Annotated in this window: 22 protein-coding genes; 7 read left to right on the plus strand and 15 right to left on the minus strand. The window is 32.6% G+C overall.

Annotation, left to right across the window (positions count from 1 at the left end; all coding sequences use genetic code 11):
* Nucleotides 1-2: 2 nt before the first annotated feature.
* Both HM992_RS07275 and HM992_RS07280 read right to left on the minus strand, forming a co-directional pair.
* Entirely contained in the window at nt 3-494 is a 492-nt protein-coding gene (locus HM992_RS07275) for a hypothetical protein (protein ID WP_179319214.1), read from the minus strand.
* Complete coding sequence (locus HM992_RS07280; RefSeq protein ID WP_179319215.1) at nt 491-1,381, minus strand: hypothetical protein; 891 nt, start codon at nt 1,379-1,381, stop codon at nt 491-493. The genes HM992_RS07275 and HM992_RS07280 overlap by 4 nt, the downstream gene beginning before the upstream one ends.
* 127 nt (nt 1,382-1,508) lie before the next feature.
* Between HM992_RS07280 and HM992_RS07285 the strand changes: the two genes are divergently transcribed.
* The 4 genes from HM992_RS07285 (at nt 1,509) to HM992_RS07300 (ending at nt 5,641) form a co-directional block, all read left to right on the plus strand.
* Entirely contained in the window at nt 1,509-2,348 is an 840-nt protein-coding gene (locus HM992_RS07285; protein ID WP_179319216.1) for a DUF4349 domain-containing protein, read from the plus strand.
* A 25-nt stretch (nt 2,349-2,373) separates the two neighbouring features.
* Nucleotides 2,374-2,973: a SprT-like domain-containing protein gene (locus HM992_RS07290; RefSeq protein ID WP_178984360.1), complete on the plus strand. Its 600-nt coding sequence runs from the start codon at nt 2,374-2,376 to the stop codon at nt 2,971-2,973.
* Complete coding sequence (locus HM992_RS07295) at nt 2,970-4,052, plus strand: mannose-1-phosphate guanylyltransferase (RefSeq protein ID WP_178984361.1); 1,083 nt, start codon at nt 2,970-2,972, stop codon at nt 4,050-4,052. Before HM992_RS07290 ends, HM992_RS07295 begins: the two co-directional genes overlap by 4 nt.
* A gap of 95 nt (nt 4,053-4,147) precedes the next feature.
* Nucleotides 4,148-5,641, plus strand: coding sequence for a DUF389 domain-containing protein (locus HM992_RS07300; protein WP_179319217.1), 1,494 nt, complete (start codon nt 4,148-4,150; stop codon nt 5,639-5,641).
* 3 nt (nt 5,642-5,644) lie between these two features.
* On the opposite strand, the gene HM992_RS07305 is transcribed toward HM992_RS07300, so the two are convergent.
* Both HM992_RS07305 and HM992_RS07310 read right to left on the minus strand, forming a co-directional pair.
* Nucleotides 5,645-6,412, minus strand: a complete 768-nt coding sequence (locus HM992_RS07305) for an ABC transporter ATP-binding protein (protein WP_178984363.1) — start codon at nt 6,410-6,412, stop codon at nt 5,645-5,647.
* 2 nt (nt 6,413-6,414) lie between these two features.
* Nucleotides 6,415-7,152, minus strand: a complete 738-nt coding sequence (locus tag HM992_RS07310; RefSeq protein ID WP_178984364.1) for an MlaE family ABC transporter permease — start codon at nt 7,150-7,152, stop codon at nt 6,415-6,417.
* Nucleotides 7,153-7,263: 111 nt separating this feature from the next.
* Between HM992_RS07310 and pafA the strand changes: the two genes are divergently transcribed.
* Together pafA and HM992_RS07320 are read left to right on the plus strand one after the other, a co-directional pair.
* On the plus strand, nt 7,264-8,931 hold the full coding sequence (pafA, locus tag HM992_RS07315) for an alkaline phosphatase PafA (RefSeq protein WP_179319218.1): 1,668 nt from the start codon (nt 7,264-7,266) through the stop codon (nt 8,929-8,931).
* A gap of 9 nt (nt 8,932-8,940) precedes the next feature.
* Nucleotides 8,941-9,747, plus strand: a complete 807-nt coding sequence (locus HM992_RS07320; RefSeq protein WP_179319219.1) for a DNA/RNA non-specific endonuclease — start codon at nt 8,941-8,943, stop codon at nt 9,745-9,747.
* On the opposite strand, the gene HM992_RS07325 is transcribed toward HM992_RS07320, so the two are convergent.
* From HM992_RS07325 to gcvP, 4 genes are all read right to left on the minus strand, one after another.
* Complete coding sequence (locus tag HM992_RS07325; RefSeq protein WP_179319220.1) at nt 9,744-10,592, minus strand: glycosyltransferase; 849 nt, start codon at nt 10,590-10,592, stop codon at nt 9,744-9,746. The two genes, HM992_RS07320 and HM992_RS07325, sit on opposite strands and share 4 nt — an antisense overlap.
* A gap of 72 nt (nt 10,593-10,664) precedes the next feature.
* Complete coding sequence (locus HM992_RS07330; RefSeq protein WP_179319221.1) at nt 10,665-11,201, minus strand: class I SAM-dependent methyltransferase; 537 nt, start codon at nt 11,199-11,201, stop codon at nt 10,665-10,667.
* Nucleotides 11,202-11,232: 31 nt separating this feature from the next.
* Complete coding sequence (locus HM992_RS07335) at nt 11,233-12,291, minus strand: 3-oxoacyl-ACP synthase III family protein (RefSeq protein ID WP_179319222.1); 1,059 nt, start codon at nt 12,289-12,291, stop codon at nt 11,233-11,235.
* A gap of 169 nt (nt 12,292-12,460) precedes the next feature.
* Nucleotides 12,461-15,310 carry an aminomethyl-transferring glycine dehydrogenase gene (gene gcvP / locus HM992_RS07340; protein ID WP_179319223.1) on the minus strand — a complete coding sequence of 950 codons (2,850 nt, stop codon included), beginning with the start codon at nt 15,308-15,310 and terminating at the stop codon, nt 12,461-12,463.
* 121 nt (nt 15,311-15,431) lie between these two features.
* Here gcvP and HM992_RS07345 point away from each other — a divergent pair, with 121 nt between their 5' ends.
* Nucleotides 15,432-16,268: a UbiA prenyltransferase family protein gene (locus tag HM992_RS07345; protein WP_178984371.1), complete on the plus strand. Its 837-nt coding sequence runs from the start codon at nt 15,432-15,434 to the stop codon at nt 16,266-16,268.
* On the opposite strand, the gene HM992_RS07350 is transcribed toward HM992_RS07345, so the two are convergent.
* From HM992_RS07350 to HM992_RS07380, 7 genes are all read right to left on the minus strand, one after another.
* Nucleotides 16,245-16,508, minus strand: coding sequence for a hypothetical protein (locus HM992_RS07350; RefSeq protein ID WP_178984372.1), 264 nt, complete (start codon nt 16,506-16,508; stop codon nt 16,245-16,247). The genes HM992_RS07345 and HM992_RS07350 overlap by 24 nt on opposite strands.
* Nucleotides 16,509-16,541: 33 nt before the next feature.
* The gene (locus tag HM992_RS07355) at nt 16,542-17,099 is read right to left on the minus strand and encodes a sigma-70 family RNA polymerase sigma factor (protein WP_178984373.1); all 558 of its coding nucleotides are present in this window, start codon (nt 17,097-17,099) and stop codon (nt 16,542-16,544) included.
* Nucleotides 17,100-17,190: 91 nt separating this feature from the next.
* Nucleotides 17,191-18,075, minus strand: coding sequence for a methyltransferase domain-containing protein (locus HM992_RS07360; RefSeq protein WP_179319224.1), 885 nt, complete (start codon nt 18,073-18,075; stop codon nt 17,191-17,193).
* 8 nt (nt 18,076-18,083) lie between these two features.
* On the minus strand, nt 18,084-18,518 hold the full coding sequence (locus HM992_RS07365) for a hypothetical protein (protein ID WP_179319225.1): 435 nt from the start codon (nt 18,516-18,518) through the stop codon (nt 18,084-18,086).
* On the minus strand, nt 18,515-18,847 hold the full coding sequence (locus HM992_RS07370; protein WP_179319226.1) for a hypothetical protein: 333 nt from the start codon (nt 18,845-18,847) through the stop codon (nt 18,515-18,517). The genes HM992_RS07365 and HM992_RS07370 overlap by 4 nt, the downstream gene beginning before the upstream one ends.
* Nucleotides 18,848-18,997: 150 nt before the next feature.
* Nucleotides 18,998-19,501 (minus strand): GbsR/MarR family transcriptional regulator, encoded by a 504-nt coding sequence (locus HM992_RS07375; protein ID WP_179319227.1) that lies wholly within the window; start codon nt 19,499-19,501, stop codon nt 18,998-19,000.
* A 47-nt stretch (nt 19,502-19,548) separates the two neighbouring features.
* Nucleotides 19,549-20,331 (minus strand): hypothetical protein, encoded by a 783-nt coding sequence (locus tag HM992_RS07380; protein ID WP_179319228.1) that lies wholly within the window; start codon nt 20,329-20,331, stop codon nt 19,549-19,551.
* Nucleotides 20,332-20,352 lie beyond the last annotated feature (21 nt).

A 20,352-nucleotide genomic window follows, 5' to 3' on the forward strand; every position in this document is an offset into this window, starting at 1 on the left:
TCCTAATAACTCGTAAAATCAATTTTTATCCCTGTTTTGGTTTGCCCTTCAATAGTTAGGTTTTGCTTTTTGATGATGGCTTTTAATGTGTCTGTTATCTCGGTATTGCCTTGTTTTAAGATGTAGCTGAAATTTACCTGAGAGGTAGAATCATTTACGGATTGTAAGTTTCCTATTTGTTGTATATTAGATATAGTTGGAAAATTAGGCTTATCTGAGTCATCCAAAATTAAATTCTGAATAATTATTGAACTTGATAGTTTAGTCGTTTCAAAATCTGAATTCCTTTCCGATAAGTAAACCAAATCATAACTATTCTGCAGTTTTTCTTCAATAATGTTCAATTCACTAAAATTTGGTTTTTCAAGGTCAAAAGTATTTATAGCACCATTTTCTGAATCATCCATTTCTGAATATTGAATAGACTTTTCATTAGATGCATTGTTGCAATTAAGTAGTAGTACTAAAATTAAAAGAGTTAAATAGCGTTTCATTCTACAATAAATTTAAGTTTCACAATTTTACCATCAACATAGGTTTTACTTAAAATTTTCATCTGTTTTAAACTTTTGGTTGGTGTGGTAAGTTTATTAATAAATTCATTTTTTGTATATAATTCTATGCCTATATCATTTGGGAAAACTTGATAAATTAAGGCCTCACTAGAAAAAATAGTATCGAGATTTGATCTATGTGCTTTCCAATCTATTATGTTTTTATTAGAATAGTAATCTAGCATCAACGCATAATCATCTGTGTCTAATTTTACGTTGCCATTGTCTATGTTTTTAATGGATTTTACAATGGTGTCTGTTTTATGATAGGGAGACTGTACTACAAATTTTATATAATCTGCCTCGGTTGTATAACTAAAACAACCGTTGGTATTAGATTTTAAGTATGTAGGTGTGTCATCAATATTCAATATTTTTATGTCTAAAGTTATGGAGTTTATAGGTTGCCCTTTAATATCATCTATAAAACAAATGGTATAGGTATGATTTCTGTTGCTAAGCCAAACACCTGCTAAAAGGGTTAAAAGTAGAAAGAGTAATACATAAAATTTTAGAGCTTTAGATTTTTGGCTAGTTGGTTTACTGTTCGTGATTTTAAAATCTGACCAACTTTTAAAACCAACATAAGTACTCAATAAATTAAGCATGTCAATTCTTGGTAATTTTTCAACATCATTTTTAAAATAGGTGTAAAACCATTTTTCGCTGACTCTTGCTTTAACACTATCAAACAAGTCTTCTTGAAACATTACAATCTCATTTCCGCTCCAATCTTTAACAGATTTAGATGCATTATGCTTCTTAAGAAACGTTTTTATAACCAATTCTTTAAGAGAAATAAATATTTTTAAGTCGTTAGAATTCAATATTTAAAGTGCTTTAATGGATTTGTTTTTAGTATTGTACACGTTTTACAATTGTTTTACAACAGCTTTACAATTGGTGATTCGCGTTTCCATATAGATTTGATTAAAATCTTAAAAATAAAACATTATGAAACGTAAATCATTAAAAACAGTATTAATCTTATGGAGTGTAGCTATACTTTTAGTGGCATGTCATCAATCAGAGTCGTCAGAAAATTTTGCTTTAAAAAGTGTTGATGTTGAAGCCAATTTCGAAGCAGTTGAAATTGACGACGTTGAATCTAACGACAACTCTATTCCGGAATTTAAAAATTTAAAAATCATAAAATCAGCAAATGTAAGATACAAGGTTACAGATGTTAAAATTGCAACGGAACGCGTCAAACATATTTCACATGCTTATAATTCTTATATATCAGATTTACGATTTGAAAATAATCTTTATAAAAAAGAGAATCGATTCACTTTAAAAGTGCCTTCTAAAGATTTTGATATTATTATGGACTCTATAAGTAGTGTCGCAGAATTTATTGAATATGAAAATATAACCACAAAAGACGTTACTTCAGAATTTATAGATGTTGAAGCTAGATTAAAAACTAAATTTGAAGTGAAAGAACGTTACGAAACTATTCTTAGAACCAAAGCCAAAAGTGTCGAGGATTTATTAGGTGTTGAAGAAAAATTACAACGTATTCAAGAAGAAATCGAATCGAGTCAAGGACAATTAAAATACTTAACTAATAAAGTCGCCTTTAGTACTATTCAAATCGATTTATACGAAACCGTTGAATACAAAGAAGAACCAGAACATTATAAAAAAACGTTTGTTGCGGAAATAAAAGAAGGTTTTACTTCTGGTTGGGATATTTTAAAATTGTTTTTTGTTGGTTTAGTATATATTTGGCCGTTTATTGTAATTGGGATTGTAGTTTTTATTTTGATTAAGAAAAGAGTGAAAAAATAATAATTTAACGCTTATTTTTGTTTGAATGCAAATACAGCTTTTAAATTTTATTCCTGCTGAGGCACAACCAATGATTACAGAGCTTTTGGCTGTAGATAATTTGACGGTTAAAGTGAAAAATGAACGTAAAACACGTCATGGAGATTATAGGGAATTACCAAATGGTAAGCATCAAATAACCGTAAATTCTAATCTGAATTCGTATCGGTTTTTAATCACATTAATTCATGAAGTTGCTCATTTTGAAACTTATAAAAACTACGGAAGGTTTATTAAGCCGCATGGAAAAGAGTGGAAGCAAACCTTTCAGCATTTAATGTTACCATTTTTACGTCCTGAAATCTTTCCTAATGAATTATTACCATTATTAGCGAAACATTTTAAAAACCCAAAAGCGTCGAGCGATACAGATACGCAGCTCGCCTATGCCTTAAAGCAATTTGACGAAAGTAACGATAAGACCTATGTATTTGAAGTACCTTTGAATACAACCTTTAAGTTATACAATGGTAGAGTGTTCAAAAAGGGAAGTAAAAGAAGAAAACGCTATGAATGTGTAGAAATTAACTCGGGTAAATTATATTTGTTTAATCCTAACGCAGAAGTTGAATTATTAGAAGAATGAAAAATAAAAATTATTACGCCATACTTATGGCAGGTGGAGTAGGTTCAAGATTTTGGCCAGTAAGTACACAAGATTTTCCTAAACAGTTTCACGATATGCTAGGAACAGGAGATACGTTGATACAAAAAACATTTAACCGTCTGGCAGAATTAATTCCAGAAGAAAATATTTTTATATTAACTAATGAACGTTACAATGATCTTGTTTTTGAACAATTACCTAACGTCACAAAACGACAAGTAGTTTTAGAGCCTGCAATGCGAAATACAGCACCTTGTATATTATATGCAGCTTTAAAAATTCAGAAAGAAAATGAAGATGCTGTGATGATTGTGGCGCCTAGTGACCATTGGATAGAAGATGAGCAAGCTTTTTCTAATAATGTAAAAACAGCCTTTGATTATTGCGAATCTAATGATGCGTTGATGACTTTGGGTATCACACCAACTTTCCCAAATACGGGTTATGGTTATATTGAATATGATAAAACGGCAACATCAGAAATAAAGCAAGTCAGACAATTTAGAGAAAAACCAGATTATGAAACAGCAAAATCGTTTATAAGTCAAGGAAATTTTTTATGGAATGCTGGGATTTTTATGTGGAGTGCTAAATCGGTTATTTCTGCCTTTAAGAACAATCAGCCAAAATTATTTGAGTTGTTTGAAAGTGGTTACGCTGTTTATAACACTGAGTTTGAAGATGAATTTATAAAAGAGAATTACCAAAAAGCTGAAAATATATCTGTCGATTACGCATTGATGGAAAAGAGCGATAATGTATTTGTTATTCCGGCAACTTTCGATTGGAATGACCTAGGTACTTGGGGAAGTCTTTATGATAAATTAGATAAAGATGACAACAATAATGCGATTGTAAATGCAAAGACTTTATTGGAAGATGCAAATGGGAATATGATTCGGTCTAAACACGATAAAATAGTGGTTGTAGACGGACTAAAAGATTACATAATTGTTGATAAAGATGAAGTTTTACTTATCTTTCCTAAAGCAAAGGAACAAGATATAAAAAAAGTACTTCAAAATGTGAAAGCTAATTTTGGAGAAGAATATGGATAACCATTTTGCATAAGATATTTAAAATTGTAAATAATTAATGTTGATTCCTTAATCCTGGATTTTGGAATTTAATATTTGGATTTTTTTCTAGAACTATGAGTGACGAAAATAAATTTAATTTTTCTGAAGAAGAGCAGCAGCAAATTACCAACGAGATGAATAAGGAAGCTGCAGTTGAAGAAAAGAAAGACGCTGTAAAAAAAGATGCTCAGGGCTTGTTTGCAAGTGTTAAAACGTTTTTAAGCGAACTACTCGATTTTAGAGAGGATACAGATAGAGATGCCACCATTACAGCAATAAAAGCTGATATACCTTTTAAAGGAGCAACAGCTTGGATTTTGGTCTGCTCTATTTTTGTGGCTTCTGTGGGTCTTAATGCCGATTCTACAGCTGTTGTGATTGGTGCCATGTTAATTTCCCCATTAATGGGACCCATATTAGGAATAGGTTTGTCTATTGCGATCAATGATATTGATACTTTAAAAAAGTCGCTTATCAATTTGGCAACAATGATTGTTCTAAGTTTGTTAACGGCATTTTTATTCTTTTATTTATTTCCACTTAGTGAAGATACCAATGAGTTAATGGGACGAACGCGTCCTGATATTCGTGATGTTCTTATTGCCTTTTTTGGTGGTTTAGCCTTAATCATAGCACGTACCAAAAAGGGGACTATTGCCTCGGTTATATTTGGTGTGGCTATTGCTACAGCATTAATGCCGCCATTATGTACGGCTGGTTATGGTTTGGCTATAGGTAATTGGCAATTTTTTGGTGGAGCTATGTATTTATTCACCATAAACACCATATTTATTGCTTTAGCCACGTTTTTGGTGTTAAAAATATTGCGTTTCCCAATGCTTAAATACGCGAATTCTGCAAAAAGAAAACGTACGTCTAGAGTCGCAATGGGAGTAGCAATTGTAGTAATGATTCCTGCTATATGGACGTTTTTAACAGTCCTAAATGAGAGTAAAATTAATCGAGATTATCAAGCTTTTCTTAAGTCTGAAATTCATGAAAACCGCAGCTTATGGCTATATGACGAAGATCTTGATATGGACGCCAAAACGATGAACCTATATTTTAATGGAGAAATTAGTGACGAGATGGTGTCTGCTTTACAGAATTCTAAAAATGAATCTGTAGATTTAAAAGAGTTTAAGTTAGTTATTAATGCAAACAAAACTAGAAGTACCGATCGTTTAGCAGAATCGTTGGATAGAGCCTATGCTGATTTAGATCGAAAAGATAATATCATTGATGGTCTTCAGAGTCAGATAGAGGCCTTACAATCCAATATTTCAAACTTAAATAAAGTTATAGAATCTAAAGATACCAATAAGAACGCGGTGTCATTTAGTGCCTTGTCTCGTGATGCTAAAATTAAATTTAGTGATTTAGAGTATTTTGGTTACGCTAAAATGTTAGAGTCAAAAGATTTTATAAATATTGATACGATAACCGTTGCTAATGTAAGGTGGAAAGTAAAACTTGCTGATAGTCTAGTTTTATCAAAAGAACGCGATTTACAAAAATGGCTTAAGAATGAATTAAAAGTAGATACGGTATTTATAAAGCGAAATTAAAAATTATTCGCTTTCTTCAAGATACATTTTACGTACTTTTCTAAATAATTCAGAAGAATAAACAAAGTTGGTTACGGCTTCGTTATCGGTTCTAAATATCGTTTCACTAGAACCTTCCCATTCTAATAGCCCATTTTTTAGAAAAACGATTTTTTCTCCAATTTCCATCACCGAGTTCATATCATGTGTGTTGACTACTGTAGTGATATTGAATTCATCTGTTATTTCTTGAATTAAGTTATCAATAACTATAGCTGTTTTAGGATCTAGACCAGAGTTTGGTTCATCACAAAAGAGATATTTAGGCCTATTAACTATAGCTCTAGCAATAGCAACGCGCTTTTGCATACCACCTGAAGCTTCACTTGGCATTTTTTTGTGAGCGTCATCTAAGTTAACACGTTTTAAAACTTCGTCAACACGATCCTCCATTTCGCTTTTACTTTGTTTTGTGAACATGCGTAGAGGAAACATTACATTTTCTGCAATGGTCATGGAATCAAACAAGGCGCTACCTTGAAAAACCATTCCCATTTCTGACCGTAAGTTTGTTTTTTCGTTTCGTGATAATTTGCTAAAATTTTTACCTTCGTACGAAATAGAACCACTTTCATATTCAAACAGTCCAAGTAGGCATTTTAAGAAAACCGTTTTACCAGAGCCACTCTGGCCAATAACTAAGTTGGTTTTTCCTTTTTCAAAAGATGTCGTTATGCCTTTTAAAATTTGAGTATCTCCAAACGATTTCTTTAAGTCTTTTACTTCTATCATAATTAGCCTAGCAATATACTGGTTAGTAAAAAGTTGACAAGTATTATTAACACACTCGTCCAAACAAAAGAGGTTGTACTTGCTTTACCAACTTCTAGGGCACCACCTTTCATAAAATAACCATAATAAGAAGGTATGGTTGCTAATAAAAATGCAAATACAAAGGTTTTTATAAAAGCGTATATAAAATGAAATGGAATAAAATCTAATTGTACTCCTTCTACATAATCTTCCATAGTACCATAGCCACCATAAACACATGCCATAAGTCCACCTAATATTCCTAAAAACATGGCGATAGAAATTACAAACGGATATAAGGTTAAAGCAATAAATTTGGGGAATACTAAATAATTAATAGCGTTAATTCCCATGACTTCTAAAGCATCAATTTGTTCGGTAACTCGCATAGTTCCAATACTCGATGTAATAAAAGAACCCACTTTACCTGCCATGATAATGGAGATAAATGTTGGTGCAAATTCTAAAATTATCGATTGACGCGTTGCAAAGCCTACCAAATATTTAGGCATTAAAGGACTCGTCATATTCAACGAGGTTTGTATCGCTACTACTCCTCCAACAAAAAACGAAATAAAGGCAACAATACCTAGTGAGCCAATGATAAGATCATCAATGTCTTTTAAGATTAAGGGTTTCATCACCGACCATTTAGTAGGTCTGCGAAAAATATCCTTAATCATAATAAAATAGGTGCCAATATTATGTAGGTATTTCATGTGCAAATTTATTAATGCTAAAGTATAAAAAATGATTAGTTATTAATGTTAATTTAAACTAAGATAATTTAAAAACCGTATTTTTGAGGCTCACATTAAAGTCCTATTCAAATGAAAAACATCTTCTCTCTAATTGTTGTTTTGTTTGTTTTTTGCTCTTGTGGAGCACAAAATACAACTACTGACATAAAAAAGGAAACTTCAGTTTTAGAAACTACTGCTAGACCAAAATTAATTGTTGGTATTGTAGTCGATCAAATGCGTTATGATTACTTAACACGTTTCGAATCTAAATTTGGAGATGGAGGTTTTAACCGCATGATAAATGAAGGTTTTAATTGTAAAAATAATCATTTCAATTATGTGCCAACTTATACTGGCCCAGGTCATGCATCTGTGTATACAGGCACAACTCCCAAAACTCACGGCATCATAGGAAATAATTGGTACGATAAAGAAATTAAAGAATCTGTGTATTGTGCTGGTGATGATAATGTAACTTCAGTAGGTACAGATGATAAAGCGGGTAAAATGTCACCGCATAGATTGCAAACGACAACTATTGGTGACGAGAACAGGTTGTTTACCCAAATGCAAGGTAAAACAATAGGAATTTCTTTAAAAGATAGAGGAGCAATCTTACCAGCTGGGCATACCGCAAATGCAGCGTACTGGTTTCATGGAAGAGATGAAGGACGTTGGATTTCTAGCTCATTTTACATGAATGATTTGCCACAATGGGTTAAGGATTTTAATACGTCAGATAAAGCAGAATCGTACTTAAAGGAATGGGATACATTTTATGATATTTCAACATATACAGAAAGTGGAGTTGATGAAAATACATTTGAAGGTGGTTTTAAAGGAAAAGAAAAAGCGACCTTTCCGTATGACTTAAAAGCATTAAGTAAAGACAATAGAGGTTTTGATATTTTAAAAGCCACTCCTTATGGAAATGATTTAACAACCGATTTCGCAATTGCAGCTATTAAAGCTGAGAATTTAGGACAAGATAAAACTACAGATGTGCTTGCAGTGAGTTATTCAGCTACGGATTATGTAGGGCATAATTTCGGTGTAAATTCTAAAGAAGTTCAGGATACTTACATCCGTTTAGATAAGGATGTAGAACGCTTATTCAATTATTTAGACTCAACTGTTGGTCAAGGTGAATACACTGTTTTTTTAACGGCAGATCATGGAGCTGTAGATGTGCCTTCTTATTTACATTCGGTTAAAGTACCTGCAGGTTATGTAGATAATAAGGATAGAAAAGTTAAATTAAACACTTTTTTAAATACAACTTATGGTACTGAGGATATTGTAGAAAATATTAGTAATGATCAAATATTCTTAGATAGAGCTAAAGTAAAAGCCTTAGGGTTAAAGCTTAGTGAAGTTCAGGATGCCATTGCCATGGAGGAGTTGAGTTATACAAATATTTCTAAAGTTTATACAGCAACGACTATGAGTACTACAAGTTTTTCAAAAGGAGTAGAGGAGTTGTTGCAAAATGGTTTTAATCAAAAACGTTCGGGCGATGTTATTTTAGTTAATGATTCAGCTTTTATTTCATATAGTAAAACAGGTTCTACGCATGGTAGTGGATTAAATTACGATACTCATGTACCATTATTATTCTTTGGTAAAGGAATTAAGCATGGTCAGACATTTGATAAAACTGTAATTCCGGATATTGCTCCTACAATTTCAGCATTATTAGGTATTAGTTTTCCTAACGGAGCAACTGGCCAACCTTTAGGGTTTGTGATTGATTAAGACCTTATTTTGAAGAGAAAACCAATCTACACCATTATTGCTGTCATTATTGTGATTGGCATTTATAGCTACGAGCATTTTTTAAATTCTGAAGTAAAAGCAGAATTAGTAAAAGATGGTGAAATCGTAAAAGAGGATACTAACTTATATTTTTTACCAACAAGTACTACAGGTCAAATTGTACATCATCAAAATTATTCCTTGTCTTATAGTGAACCTCACGAACAAGCAGAATGGGTGGCTTATGAATTAAAGGCATCCCATATTAGTTCTACAAATCATAAACGGCCTTATTTTGAAATTGATAATGCTGTGAAAACAGGAGCGGCACATTGGGGTAATTATAAAAAATCTGGATATGACAAAGGGCATTTATGTCCTGCAGGAGACCGACGTTTTACGCAAGAAGCACATGATGAAACCTTCTTAACGAGTAATATTAGTCCACAAGAACATCAATTTAATGCTGGAGTTTGGAATCGATTGGAGCAGAAAGTACGTTATTGGGCTAAAAAGAATGATGGTGTTTTTGTGGTCACTGGTGGTATTCTTAAAAATGGATTGAAAACGATTGGTGATGAAGATGTCGCTGTCCCTAATCAGTTTTATAAAGTGATATTAGATAATACCAATGGAAAAATAAAAGTGCTGGCTTTTATAATGAATCATGAAAATTCAGATTTACCATTGTATAAATTTGTCGTTTCAGTTGATGAGGTTGAAGCTTTAACAGGAATTGATTTTTTTCCGGAGTTAGATGATGCTCTTGAAGATAAGTTAGAAGCATCAAGCAGTTATAAAAGCTGGAGTTTCTAGCTGAATTTATTTTTAATGCCTTTCCATCTCAAATCCCTAATAAATTTTCCTTCATTTTTAGAAACGAGAAAACCTACTTTCTGAGATTTCGCTTTAAAATAACCTGTCATGTAATCTCTGAAAAGTTTGAAACTTCGTTTTTTAGAAGCTAGTTTTATAGCCGAAATCAAAGTAATCCAAAACCCATAACGCATCTTGTACATGGCTTCCCCTTGTAAATGTTTAGAGGCTTTATTGTAGGATTGTCCTGTTGGTTTTAAATGCTTAACATGAAGTGTCTCATCTGTTAGTATGTCCCAACCCTTATATTTTGCTAATAGCTCATCAACCGTATCCCAACCCATAGAAGGCTTAAGTTTTCCTATTTGTTTAAAACAATCTTTTTTATACGCTTTTAGTGCGCCTCTGATGTGATCTTTGTTGGTGAGGTTCTCAAGAACCCAATCACCATTCTTTTCAATATAACAGAAGCCAGAAGCCATGCCTAAGTTTTTATTGTAAGTGAAATGGGTTGCTAATGTTTCTAAATAGTTTTCAGAGAAAATTAAATCGGCATCAAATTTACAAATGATGTCATAGTCATCATCAAGAGAGGCTAAACCTTTGTTGAAGGCATTTATAATTTTAGAACCTGGCATATGTGTATCCGAAGATTTTGAATTTACTATAGAAATCCAATTGTATTTTGAAGCATAGTCTTCTACAATAGTTTGAGTGTTGTCAGAAGAATGATCGTTCACCACAACGACCTTGTTTGGTAACAAGGTTTGCTTAACTAAAGACTCTAAAGTTTTACCAATGTAGTCTTCTTCGTTATGCGCTGGGATGATGATGTAGAAGTTCAAAGTCTAAAAATTAAGATTCAAAGTTAAACTTTAATACTACAAATTCTATGGTGAAGAATTGGAATTTGGAATTTATGAGTTAGAATTTATTTGCTTTTCTGCATAAACTATATAATATCGAGGTGTAAAACGCCTTAGAATTGGTCTAATACCTATTTTATTTACAGGATTGGTCCATTTTTGTCGGTCTTTAATAACCCATCCTGTTTTTTCTAAGAGCCAATCGAGTTGCCAATCTTCAAATTCATGGTAATGTCTGTCTAACATATCGGTTTTACTTCTATAAGCGGAAGAAAACCATAATTTTAATGGCACACTAATCACAATTTTGTCCGTTTTAATAGATTTTAAAACTTCATAAGGAGAAAGCAGATGTTCAAAAATTTCGAAAGCTGTAATAACTTTAGCTGAGGATTGCTTAATTGCAGATTGGTTCTCGTCTAAATCTTCACCAGTTGTATTTTCAACCGAAAAACCTTCCGAAATCATGATTTCAGAAAATGGATTTTTAACGCCTAAATCTAAGATTGATTCTGAGGTATTGATGTGCTTTTTTAAAAATTGCAATGTAAGATTAAAGCGCTTATTTGGATATGTGTTTTCGTACATATTTATTTCCGAGATATCGGAAGCTTCTTAGTTAATACTGATAAACAATGGCGTTAATATTCATACCAGCACCAACACTTGCAAACATAATGACGTCACCTTTATTTATTTCTTGATTTTCAACTTTACCTTTTAAAATCCTATCGAATAAAGTTGGTACAGTGGCAACACTAGAATTACCAAGCATATTAATGGTCATAGGCATTATGCCTTGTGGCATTTCCATATGGTGTAATTTATAAAATCGTTTTACAATGGCTTCGTCCATTTTTTCATTCGCCTGATGAATCAATATTTTTTTGACATCCTTTATTGAAACTCCACTTTTATCAAGACAAGATTTCAAAGCTTTTGGAACGTTAGACAATGCGAATTCATAAATCTTACGACCATACATTTTAATGTATCGACGTTTATCGGTAATTTCAGTATTATTAGTTTCTCCAAAATAGATGAAATGAGCTTCATCTAAGGCGTAAGTTGCTGATTCGTGAGCTAGAATACCTCCTTCTTTTTCACTTTTTTCAATAATTACTGCTCCAGCACCATCGCTATAAATCATAGAATCTCTATCGTGTTTGTCTATAACTCTAGACAGCGTTTCTGATCCAATAACTAAACAGCGTTTAGCAATACCAGAATTAATAAATGATTCGGCTTGTATAACACCTTGTATCCAGCCAGGGCAACCGAATAATAAATCGTAACCAACACATTTAGGGTTTTTTATTTGCAATAAATGCTTCACACGAGATGCAATACTTGGTACAGTATCACTTTGCTCAGAATTATACTTTATATCACCATAATTATGGGCGACAATAATATAATCTATAGTTTCTCTATCTATGTTAGCGTCTTCTATTGCTTTTTCTGCAGCATAATAAGCGATGTCTGAATTTAGTAATTCTTCAGTAACATACCGTCGTTCTTTTATACCTGTAATAGCTTTGAATTTTTCTACAATGACTTCATTAGAATTTTTAATTGTAGATCCGTCTGCATTTAAAAATTGATGATTATAAAAGTTCTCGTTTTTTTCTATATGACTAGGTATATAGCTTCCCGTTCCAGTGATTTTAATCCCCATCGTAATTTATTTTCGTAATAACAAATTTAATCAATATAAAAGAGCTTTCATCACTGCATAGTTTTAAAGATGCAATTTTTGATAAATTCATAATAATAGTAGTCTGTTACTATACAAAACGTAAAAAAGTATTCAAAATGAATACTTTTTTATGTTTTATATGCTTTAATTAAGCGTCCATGTAGGCTTCGATTGGTTCGCAACTACAAACTAAATTACGATCTCCGTAAGCATCATCTACACGTCTTACACTTGGCCAAAATTTATTGTCTCGCACAAAATCTAATGGATACGCTGCAGCTTGTCTAGTGTATGGTAATATCCATTCATCAGACGTCAACATATCTAAGGTGTGCGGTGCATTTTTTAGCATGTTATTAGGGACGTCTTTAGAGGTTGAATCAATTTCTTTTCGAATTGAAATCATAGCATCGCAAAAACGATCCATTTCAGCTTTACTTTCACTTTCAGTAGGTTCAATCATCATAGTTCCTGCAACAGGGAAAGACACCGTTGGTGCATGAAATCCATAATCCATTAAACGCTTAGCGATGTCAGTTACTTCAATACCATTGGCTTTAAAATCACGACAGTCAATAATCATTTCATGAGCAGCTCTTCCCATTTCACCTGAATATAAAGTTGGATATGATCCACTTAAACGTTCTTTAATATAGTTGGCATTTAATATGGCTACTTGAGTTGCTTTTTTCAAACCTCTATATCCTAACATTTTTATGTATCCATAAGAGATAAGGCATACTAATGCAGATCCAAAAGGAGCTCCAGAAATAGCAGTAATGGCTTGATGACCTCCTGTTTTAATGATTGGATTTCCTGGTAAAAAAGGAACTAATTGTTTAGCAACACAAATTGGTCCAACTCCTGGTCCACCACCTCCATGAGGAATAGCAAAGGTCTTGTGTAAATTTAAGTGACACACATCGGCTCCAATATTTCCTGGGTTGGTTAAACCCACTTGGGCATTCATATTGGCTCCGTCCATATAGACTTGGCCACCGTTATCGTGAATAATCTTTGTGATTTCTTTTATAGAAGCTTCATAAACACCATGAGTAGATGGATAAGTTACCATAATTGCAGAAAGGTTGTCTTTATGTAATTCGGCTTTTTCTCTTAAATCTTCAACATCGATGTTTCCATTGTCAGAAGCTTTAGTAACTACGACTTTCATACCAGCCATAACAGCACTCGCCGGATTTGTACCGTGTGCAGACGACGGGATTAAGCAAATATTTCTATGATGATCTCCACGAGATTCATGATACGCTTTAATAACCATCAATCCAGCAAATTCACCTTGAGCACCAGAATTTGGTTGAAGCGATGTCGCTGCGAAACCCGTAATTTCAGATAACTGATTTTCTAATTCTTTAAGCATTAATTTGTAACCTGTAGCTTGTTCTGTTGGTACAAATGGGTGCATATTTCCCCAGCTTGGCCAACTTAAAGGTAGCATTTCTGAAGCTGCATTTAATTTCATGGTACAAGATCCTAATGAAATCATAGAGTGATTTAATGCTAAATCTTTACGCTCTAAACGTTTGATGTAACGCATTAATTCTGTTTCAGAATGATAGCTGTTAAAAACATCGAAAGTTAAAAAGTCTGATAGACGTTTTAGATGTGAAGGAATCGTTTCGTTAGCTGAAATAGATTCAATTTTATTTGTAGTTTGTCCTGTGACCTTTTCAAAAATTGAAATAATATCATTTAAGTCTGAAACAGTAGTAGTTTCGTTTAAAGCGATATTAATTGTATTGGTATCTGGATAATGAAAATTAACTTCATTTTTTTCAGCTTCGTATTTTACTTTAACCGCATCCGCTTTAATTTGAATCGTATCAAAATAGTGAGAGTTTACTTGTTCTAATCCTAAGCGCTCTAAAGCTTTAGCTAATGTTGAAGTTGAGTTTTTAACTTGGTCTGCAATAAACGTTAAGCCTTTTGGACCATGATAAACTGCATACATTCCTGCCATTACAGCTAAAAGAACTTGTGCTGTACATATATTTGATGTTGCTTTATCGCGTTTGATATGTTGCTCTCTAGTTTGCAATGCCATTCGCAAAGCTCTATTTCCATTGGTGTCTTTTGTAATTCCAATAATACGACCAGGAACATCACGCTTATAAGCGTCTTTTGTAGCAAAATAAGCGGCATGAGGACCACCATAACCCATTGGTATTCCAAAACGTTGTGTGGTACCAACAACAACATCAGCTCCAAATTTACCAGGAGCTTCAAGTTTTACTAAACTTAAAATATCTGCAGCAACTGCAACTTTAATGTTCTCTGCATTTGCTTTCTCTATAAATGATTTAATGTCTGTAATCTGTCCGTTTTTCCCTGGGTACTGTAGTAAGGCACCAAAGTATTCATTAGACAAATTGTATTCTGATTCGTTTCCTATAATTAATTCAATTCCGATAGGATTCGCTCTGGTTTCGAGTAAGTCAATAGTTTGTGGTAATACTAAATCTGAAACAAAGAATTTATTGACATTTGCTTTCTTTTGACCACGATCTCTTATGGCGAATAATAATCCCATAGCCTCAGCAGCTGCAGTGCTTTCATCTAAAAGCGATGCGTTAGCAATTTCCATACCTGTTAAATCTATGATCATGGTTTGGAAATTTAACAGCGCTTCTAATCGACCTTGTGCAATTTCTGCTTGATAAGGGGTGTACGCCGTGTACCATCCTGGGTTTTCTAATATATTTCGCTGAATAACAGCTGGTAAATTAGTAGGATTATACCCTAAGCCTATATAAGTTTTGTAAATTTTATTGTGTTGCGATAATTGGTTGATATGACTAAGGTATTCTTGCTCACTCAACGCAGCATCTAGATTTAAATCTTTTTCTAAACGAATATTATCTGGAATAGTTTCCGTTATTAATTGTTCAATGTTTTTAACACCTATAGTGTCTAACATGGCTTGTTGTTCGTCTGAATTTGGGCCAATATGTCTGAGTGCAAAAGAAGTTGTGTCCATTAAAAAAATATAATTTATTTGGTTCTGCAAAAGTAAGGATTTAGCCTAATTTTTTAGTTAATGAAAACTAAAGTTTTGAACCGATATTAAAGGTTATTAACACAATCCTTACTTTTGCGATATGGAAGTTTTAAAACGCGTCTTTAACTTTTATCTTAATAGTAGTATTCATGTCGCTATTGCAGCGTATGCCTTGGCATGGATAACACTAATTGAGCTTAACTTAGGTTACGATTTGTACCTTCTTTGTTTTGTATTTTTTGCAACAATCACGGGTTATAATTTTGTAAAATATTTTGGTGTTGTAAAGTTTCACCATCGCAGTTTAGCGAGCTGGTTAAAAGCAATACAGGTTTTTTCTTTTATGGCGTTTTTAGCGATGTGCTATTATGTATTGAAGCTAGAGTCTGAAACGTTGATGGTGATTGTAGTACTTGGAATTATTACATTCTTCTATGCTATTCCTATCATGGTTCCAAAGCATTACTTGTTTGATGATCATAAAAATTTACGGCAAGTAAGTGGCTTAAAAGTGTATCTTATTGCACTAATTTGGATGGTTACTACAGTGATTTTACCAATAGTGAATCATGATATAGCTATTAATTCAGATGTTATGATAACAAGTGTGCAACGCTTTAGTTATGTGCTTGTGTTAATGTTGCCGTTTGAGATTAGAGATCTAAACTTTGATAGTTTAAAATTGGCTACGATTCCTCAGAAAATAGGAGTTAGAAAGACTAAGCTTATTGGTATTGTACTTTTATTTGTTTTTTTAGTGTTGGAATTTTTTAAAGATGAATTAATGGAAAAATCCATAATAGCGACGTTGCTAATGACGTTTATTACACTATTCTTTCTGCTCTTTTCAAACAAAAACCAATCAAAATATTATAGTGCATTTTGGGTGGAAAGCTTGCCTATTGTTTGGCTGTTAATCTTGTTGCTGCTTGGTTAGCTCTTTATCTAATGCAGATTGAAGCCTATTTCGTTCTTCAGTTTTAAGGCATTGCACTTTAGATGTTTCAATAGTTTCTGATAACTTCGTGTTTTTTTTAGAATATGTTTTTGTAACATGGCAATAGAATAGCCGTAACATTAATTTGGCTTTCTCCCAAGAAGTCGCTTCTCCATATTGTGCTTTATCGCAAATGTGCTTTGCTTCATCACAAGTAATAAATAAAAAACTTTTTTTCATTTTAATCTGTTCCATTTAAACGGGGTGTCACTTTTAATTATACCAATTATCTTCCATGCATTCTGCTAATCCAGTTCGTGCTCTGTGGATAATTACCCATAAGTTAGACGCAGTAATCTCTAATTCTTTACAAATTGTTTCGGTATCGTAACCTAATATGGTTTTCATCTTAAAAACTTCAGCTTGTTTTTCTGGTAGTTTTGCTAAGCAATCGTAGATGGCATCGCCTAATTCTGAATTGACAAGATCTTCTTCAGCCGTTTTAACATTAGAATCTGCAACGCGTTCCTCAAGCCAATCACCTTCTGATTCTGTATCGTTGATATAGTTCATTCTAACTTCAGCTTTACCTTTGTTAGAGTTTATTTTACGATAATGATCTATGATTTTACGCTTTAAAATTGAAATTAGCCAAGTCCGTTCGCTTGCTTCACCCTTAAAATTCTTCATGGATTTAAGACCTGCTAAAAACGTTTCAGATATTAAATCTTGCGAGATCTCTCTATCGTTTACACGAGTAATCGTATAATTGAAGAGGTAATCTGAATATAGTTTTACCCAATTATTTGGGTTGATTTGATGCTTAGGCATTTTTTGATGTCATTACGGAATCAAAAATAAGTTAAAAAGTTGAGATTTAATTTGCTTATAAAGATTAAACCTAATTAACGTTGGATTTATGTTAGCCATTCATTTTTGTTGCGCTTATAATATAATACCCAAAACTCTTGAGATGCAAACCAGTCATTAAAGCAAAAAATGATCCTTTTAAATTATGAAGACTTTCTCTTTTAATGGATTTAAAGCTCAGTATTTTTTTTAGTATAAAACCTGTAATTGCAAATGGAACATGTAATACAGAAGGGGCTACGCGGTAAGAGATGTCTTCAATTTTAATGTTGTTGAAACCTAAGTCTTGCAATTTTTGTTTTATAAAAGAATGAGTTTCTAATTTTTCTAGACTCCAGTGGTTGCATAAACGCTTATAAGAGTAATCTGCTCCTTTACATAAATCTGATTGGTCTTTTTTTAGGAAGGCATCTGCAATCACTAATTTTCCACCTGGTTTTAAAATACGATGTGCTTCTTTTAAAGAATTTGAACTGTGGCCAGAATGACAAAAGCTTTCTATGGCAACAGCTGAATCGAATGAATTGGATTGAAATGAGGTGTTATTATAGTTTTCTTTTAGAATGATACCATTTTGACCTTTTAGTAAGTCATTACCTTGTTTGACCTGAAAATCTGATAACGTTACTCCATAAGTGATTATATTTTTATGTTGTTTTAAAGCGTAGCGCATAGTGCCTCCCATGCCACAACCTAAATCTATGAGTCTATGTTTAGTGTCTTTAATTTGAAGTCGCTTTATAACCTGAGCATTCATTTGGTTAAGCATACTATCTCGCTTAAATGGATTGGTTTTGAATGGTACAAAATAACCAAAGTGCATATTAAAATCTTGACTCCAAAATTCATAGTCTTCTGACGCTTCGTTATAGAAATCTATCATTTCTATTCTGTTGTTTTCAGAATAGGTGTCGAATGGTAGTGTTTGTGATTTCATATTATAAATTATAGGATTGAACTGAGATTTATTAAGAGTAACCAAGTGTAAACCACTGCAAATAGTGTGAAAAGAATATTCATAAAGTAACTTCCTATTTTGAATATTAGTTGTTGTGGAATTTGATACATTGGATAATAGGCAATTTGAGTCGCTACTTTTCCAACCCAATATGCGGCAATAAGTCCGGTTAAAGCTATTGCTAGGTTTGTACCATTCTTTAAATCATTTGGAATAGTGATTGCAATTAAGCCGAATGAGAAATTTAATCCTTGAATATATCTACCATACGTTTTAGCTATTTCCTGATTTAGTGGTTTTAATTGTTTAACATCGTTATACCAATCAAAAACTTTATGCCTTATATATGGGTAAATTAATGCTGTAAATATTTGGCCACATCCTCCAAGGATAATCAGCCAATTTGGTATTTGTGTTTTCATGATAATTTGATTTTATAAGTGATATATAAATGGAATAAAGCAAGTGCCATTGTAATAAATAACCATAGAAATATAAGTTCGAACCCTCCATTTCCATTATGTGTTATTATCCTAAAGAGTAAAATAATTGAAATCGTTGTAATTATATAAGCGATGAATAAGTGTTTTACGAGTGTTGACTGTTCCGAGAAATGAACGAGTATTGAAATACTCATGATGATTTGTACAGCTCCTAAAACGATCTGTGCCATGATGCCTCCCCAAAAAGTCAAGTAGAGTAGTGCGGTAATTATGATTAACAATTTATTGATATTGTATAAATATTTCATGTTTCTTTTATTTTTAAACTTTCAGAAAAAATTGAAAGTTTGATTTAAAAAAATATAGACCTGTGGTCTGTGTTTTGTTTAATACTTTTCAATGGTCATATAGAACATCCGTTTAATAATCTTGATTTTCATTGAGAATTTTAGTTACGGCTATTTCATCAGCTTCATAACCGACTTTGTTAACCAATTTTGTTTTTGATTTACCATTTTACTCATTAGGGTATCTAAATCTTGCGTAAGACTTTGCAACGCTTTCGTTTGTTTTATAAGTTCTTTTGTTTTTTCGGTGCCATCATCTTTAATAGAAGAAACGTCATCTAAAACTTTAATCACAGGTCTGATTTCTCGTCTACTACGTTCTTTGGCGATAATTCGTGCTAATTCTTGAACGTCTTTTTCTGTGGTGAAAAATTCTTTTCGTTCTCCAGATATTAAAACTTTGGTTACAATGCCCCAATCCATCAATTGTCTTAAATTCATACTCGTATTACCACGCGAAATTTTAAGATCCTCCATAATATCTTCCATCGATAAGGGTTGAGTTGAAATAAAAAGCAATGCTTGTATCTGAGCCATAGCTTTATTGATTCCCCAAAGTGAACCTAAACTGCCCCAAGTACTAATAAACTTTTCTTTTGCTTCTTGATATTCCATATAGCAAATATATAGTAATTTTTAAACTTTCAATAACTATTGAAAGTTTATTTGATTTGAAAATGAATATGATCGTCATGTCTAACCGCTTGGCAACCTGTAAATCGAACTTTTGATTGATAACTGAAACCTAAGGATTGTTTAAGATGAGGTTCAATAAATAACTTTTGAGCTGTTGGAATTGAAAGTAGTTGATTAATTATGTGGGCTGTATTTTTTTTATCGAGCTTCAAGTCGTTCCGAGTCCCGAAAGTGAGATACTTAGTAAAATCATATTGCCAATAGCCTTTGTCTAAACAAGATTTAGAACTGTAGTTTTTATCAGAATTAGCATAAGCACCATAACCAGAAGTGGATGGTTTTTTGTTGGTAGGTTGACCATCCTCATCTAGATACATAAATGATAAATCTATCTTTTTTCCGTCATTATGACTTAAGTGTGGTAATAAGGGAAAGCCATTAAAGAACGGGAAATTGGCATCTAAATACGTGACTGTAATTCCGGATTTATATAAAACATGTGCAGAATCGTCTAATTCTAGTTTTAATTCTGGATTCACATAATTTCTAAATGCTAATGGATAAAACCAATTTCGAGGTTGTAATTCCGTATCAAACCATGGTAGTTTTTCTCTGCCAAAATGAGATGCAATTGGTGGAATTATAACGAGGTTGAATAGTAGATAAAGCAAAGGGAAAACCATACGTTTTCCCTTTCTTATTTGATGTGAAATAATAACAGCAAGCAACCAAATGATGCCTCCAACTTGAGTAATTGCTGTTAAAACTGCAATGAATACTATATGTCCAAAAAGTTTAAGTAAACCCATAAACAATGAACGTATAAAACT

This window comes from Winogradskyella helgolandensis, from assembly GCF_013404085.1.
Taxonomy (GTDB): domain Bacteria; phylum Bacteroidota; class Bacteroidia; order Flavobacteriales; family Flavobacteriaceae; genus Winogradskyella; species Winogradskyella helgolandensis.